This is a genomic window from Vulcanisaeta sp. EB80, from assembly GCF_002078205.2.
On sequence record NZ_LCWN02000146.1, the window covers coordinates 1 to 3,842 of the forward strand.

Below are 3,842 nucleotides of genomic sequence, written 5' to 3' on the forward strand. Positions count from 1 at the left end.
GCCCAACGGGGACTCTGAACTCCTCCCAGCTAACTGGTAGGTCCTCGTCTGGCTTTAACTCACCCCTCTCCCTAAGCACCTGCCTGGCCAGTAGCCAGAATATTAGGGCTAGGCTGTTCCTACCCTTATTGTTGCAGGGTATTGCGAAGTCGATGAAGGTTATGTCGCTGTCAGTGTCCACTAGGGCTATTACCGGTATGCCGGTTAAAGACGCCTCATTAATCGCCTGGAAGTCGGTCTTGGGGTCAGCCACCATTAGGAGGTCTATGTCTATGTGGTGGCTTAGGTATGGGTTCGTTAAAGTACCTGGTATCAACCTACCAGTCACAGGTAAGCAGCCGACGAACTTGCAGAACATTTGAATTGGCCTTGAGGCGTATGGCTTGGTTGAATGAACCATGACCCTTGATGGGTTGTACCTGGCAATCATCTTAGCCGCAATCCTAATCCTCTCATCAATCCTCTTCAAGTTGAATATCCTCAACCCATCAGGCCTAACCGTGAATATGAAGCCCCTCCTCTGCAGGTAGCCATTGGACACCCTGGCCCCAAGCCTAACGGCCGCAGCCATGTACCTCTCCACTGGCACTAGGTACTCCTCACCCTGTTGGTTAGGCTTCTTAGACTCCTCGCCCATCACCCCCAATTAATATGCCCGTATTTAAGCTTTAGCGTCAATGATGATGATTAATGCGAATTAAGCCAAGGGGGTTTTGAGGGAAGAAGGGGAAAAAGAAGGGAAAAATTTGAAGGGATTTTGCCTGTTTTAAAGACCTTTAGGGCTCTTACTTGGCGCCTGGGCCGAATAGGCCGCCTGCCAGTCTCCTCCTCCTCCAGTTGCTGTACTCCATCAGCAGCACCACTATGATTATCACCACCACCAGTATTATCACTGCCACCAATATCAGCGTGCTCAGTGGCACGAAGGCGCCGAATATTATGTAGCCGCTTATTGGCACAACAGCCCTAACGCTCATCACGGTGCCCACTGCCGGTGTTACTGTGGTTGTGTTGGTTACTCCGTAGGCGCTCACTGATATGGTGTATGATACGCCGCCTGGCACTATGACGCTTAGTGAGCCTGTGCCAGCAGCCACCTGCTTACCACTGTAGGTTACGGTTATTAGTGCATTGCTTAACTGCACACCATTAGCCGTGTATGCCGTTATGCTTAGCTGGCTTACCGGCACTGTGGCTGATGCCTGTGTACCGGCTAAGACGCTGAAGCTTATTGGTGAAATCGGCACGCCACTAACATTACCAACAAGCGTGTAAGTGCCGGCCGGAACAACAATACTCACATCACTGGCTGAGCCACTGGCAATAACCATGCCATTGTACTGCAGGGCCAGTGTGTAGCTGCTCGGTATTAAGCCGCCTGCAAAGGTCACAGCAACCTTACCGACGGGTATGGTGACTGAGGCCACCTGCCCAGTGGCCACGGTTACGCTGATTGGCGACACCGGCACACCACTAACGACACCGCTTACGCTGTAGGTGCCGCTCGGCACCACGATACTGACAGCACTGGCTGAACCACTTGCAACGGTCATACCATTGTACGTCAGGTTCAACGTGTAGCTGCTAGGCACGTAACCACCAGCGAAGCTGACGGCTATCTTACCCACTGGTATGGTGACTGAAGCCACCTGCCCAGCGCTAACACTCACTGGCAGCGCTGATAATGGGACACCATCAATCGTACCGTTTATGCTGTATGAGCCAGCTGGGATGACAACACTGACATCGCTAGCTGAACCACTGGCGATCACGCTACCACTGTATAACAGGTTCAGCGTGTAGCTGCTTGGCGTTAGGCCGCTGGCGAAGGCAACGGCAACCTTGCCTACGGGTATGGTGACTGGTGTGGTTGAGCCGTTAACCACGGTCACTGATATCGCTGACAATGGTACACCGGTTACGAACCTGACAGCGGACATCATCAGGAAATGGAGGGCTTGGCTTGAGGAGGCGGTCGAGGACCCGGACAAACTCTGGGGTAGGGGTGCGCCTGAGGATTTACTGAGGTGGTTGGTTGGGAAGAACCTCATCATCTACAACATGCACTATAGAGAACAACAATTCTGGATCGACGAGCCACCACCGGAGAGGGATCAAGAGCTTGGTGTTGGTAGGTACATTGCCTGGCAAACACCACTACATAGGGAAGCCGTTAGGCAAGCACTTAGGGAGGCATCTGCATGAGGAGAATCACCGTTAGGTTTGCTGACCTGGACATTGAGTTTGTTGATAGGGATGTGGCGTTGAGGCAGGTTGAGGATTGGGCTAATAAGAGCACGTGGTACCCAGTGGTAATCTTTGGGCCCGAGGGTTGTGGTAAGACGGCATTCCTAAGGCAAACAGTCCAGGCGATCAGGGAGCTTGATTATAACGTACTCTATCTTCACCCACTCGATAGGGTCTTCATGGCCGAGGTTGATGAGCCAGACGTTAAGTCCCTCTTCCTCGACCTGGTCCGGCAAACGCTGGCGGATGAGAAGTGGGGTAGGATCGCCCTAGCCGTATTCGACTTGGTGAGGGAGTTGCTGAGAAGGAGGAAGAGGAGGGTGGCTGTTATTGCTGACGATGTCTTCCAAGCCATTGGCTTGAACAACGCGGCTGCTTATGTCAAGGGCCTCCTAAACATGATCGAGCACCCCGTCTATGATTACGAGAAAATAGTCATACTAATCGCAACAAGCGAGGGCTTATCGAGGAGTGAGATCGGCCGCCATAGGTGGGCTCATCTAACGCCAATGTGGAACATGCCCAGGGAAGGCTTCCAACAGCTCTATGAGAAGGTGCCCGGGCCGAAACCACCATTCAACGAAGTTTGGAAATGGACTGGTGGGAACCCAAATGCACTCCGTGAACTATATATAGCTGGGTGGAGTAGGGATGCTGTGGTGGCTCAACTCATTAGGGAGAAGGACTTGACCCCAGACTTCATAGCCAAGTGGAGGGACTGGCTCGAGAGGGCCGTTGAGGATCCAGAGGCACTGTGGAGCCCAGACATACCGGAGGAGCTTAAGGCAGAGCTCATTAGGCGAAACCTCATCATCTACAACATGTATGATAGGGATCAGGTATTTTGGGTCGACCAACCACCACCAGAGAGGGACCTCGAACTCGGCATCGGTAGGGACGTTGCCTGGCAAACACCACTACACAGAGAAGCAGTAAGAAGAGCACTTAAGGAGTATCGGGTATGAGGAGGATTAAGCTCTCGCTTGTGTCGGGTCTTGATGTTGATTTTGTGGATAGGGATGTTGCTATTCAACAAGTGATTAAATGGGCGGGGAGGGGTACGGGGTTCCCAATCGTGGTTTTTGGCCCTGAGGGTTGTGGTAAGACTAGTTGGTTGTTGCAGTCTGTCGAGGTGCTTAGGGAGGCTGGCTTCGACGTCATCTACTTCAACCCAATGAGGAGGAGGTTCGAGGTTGAGGTAGGCATCGAGAGCCTGAGGCAGCACGCCCTAAACGTACTCAAGCAAGCCGCTTCAGAATACGCACTAGCCAAGCTCGCCTGGAGCGTGATCGACCTAGCAATAGAAGCCATTAAGCATGGTAGGGGGAGGTTGGCTGTAATTGTTGATGATGCCTTCCAATACCTCGACAAGAGGGAGGCAGCCCTCATAATCAAGGGCATGCTCGAACTAATAGAACACCCACCAGAGCACTACGAAAAAATAGTCGCCATAGCAGCAACAAGCGAGGGCTTGTCGAGGGAGGAGATCGGCAGACACCTGTGGTCTATGATCATGCCGATGTGGAACATGCCGAAGGAGGGCTTTCGACAGCTTTATGATAAGGTGCCGGGTCAGAAGCCACCGTTTGAGGATG

General features: G+C 52.6%; 5 protein-coding genes. 3 read left to right on the forward strand and 2 right to left on the reverse strand.

The genetic code is table 11. The features are described 5' to 3' along the window. On the reverse strand, nt 1-637 hold a 637-nt coding region (rpsB, locus tag B7L70_RS12690; protein WP_101940304.1), incomplete at its 3' end, for a 30S ribosomal protein S2. 148 nt (nt 638-785) lie between these two features. After that, nucleotides 786-1,907 (reverse strand): hypothetical protein, encoded by a 1,122-nt coding sequence (locus B7L70_RS12695; protein WP_143701664.1) that lies wholly within the window; start codon nt 1,905-1,907, stop codon nt 786-788. On the opposite strand from B7L70_RS12695, the gene B7L70_RS12700 reads away from it, so the two are divergent. The 3 genes from B7L70_RS12700 to B7L70_RS12710 form a co-directional block, all read left to right on the forward strand. Continuing rightward, nucleotides 1,867-2,205: a hypothetical protein gene (locus tag B7L70_RS12700; protein WP_101940306.1), complete on the forward strand. Its 339-nt coding sequence runs from the start codon at nt 1,867-1,869 to the stop codon at nt 2,203-2,205. The genes B7L70_RS12695 and B7L70_RS12700 overlap by 41 nt on opposite strands. After that, complete coding sequence (locus tag B7L70_RS12705; protein ID WP_081228478.1) at nt 2,202-3,212, forward strand: ATP-binding protein; 1,011 nt, start codon at nt 2,202-2,204, stop codon at nt 3,210-3,212. The genes B7L70_RS12700 and B7L70_RS12705 overlap by 4 nt, the downstream gene beginning before the upstream one ends. Next, on the forward strand, nt 3,209-3,842 hold a 634-nt coding region (locus B7L70_RS12710; RefSeq protein ID WP_202908747.1), incomplete at its 3' end, for an ATP-binding protein. The genes B7L70_RS12705 and B7L70_RS12710, both read left to right, overlap by 4 nt.

Excerpts from the sequence above, each read along its gene's own strand:
- B7L70_RS12705 (WP_081228478.1), top strand. The coding sequence starts at position 2,202 with ATGAGGAGAATCACCGTTAGGTTTGCTGACCTGGACATTGAGTTTGTT.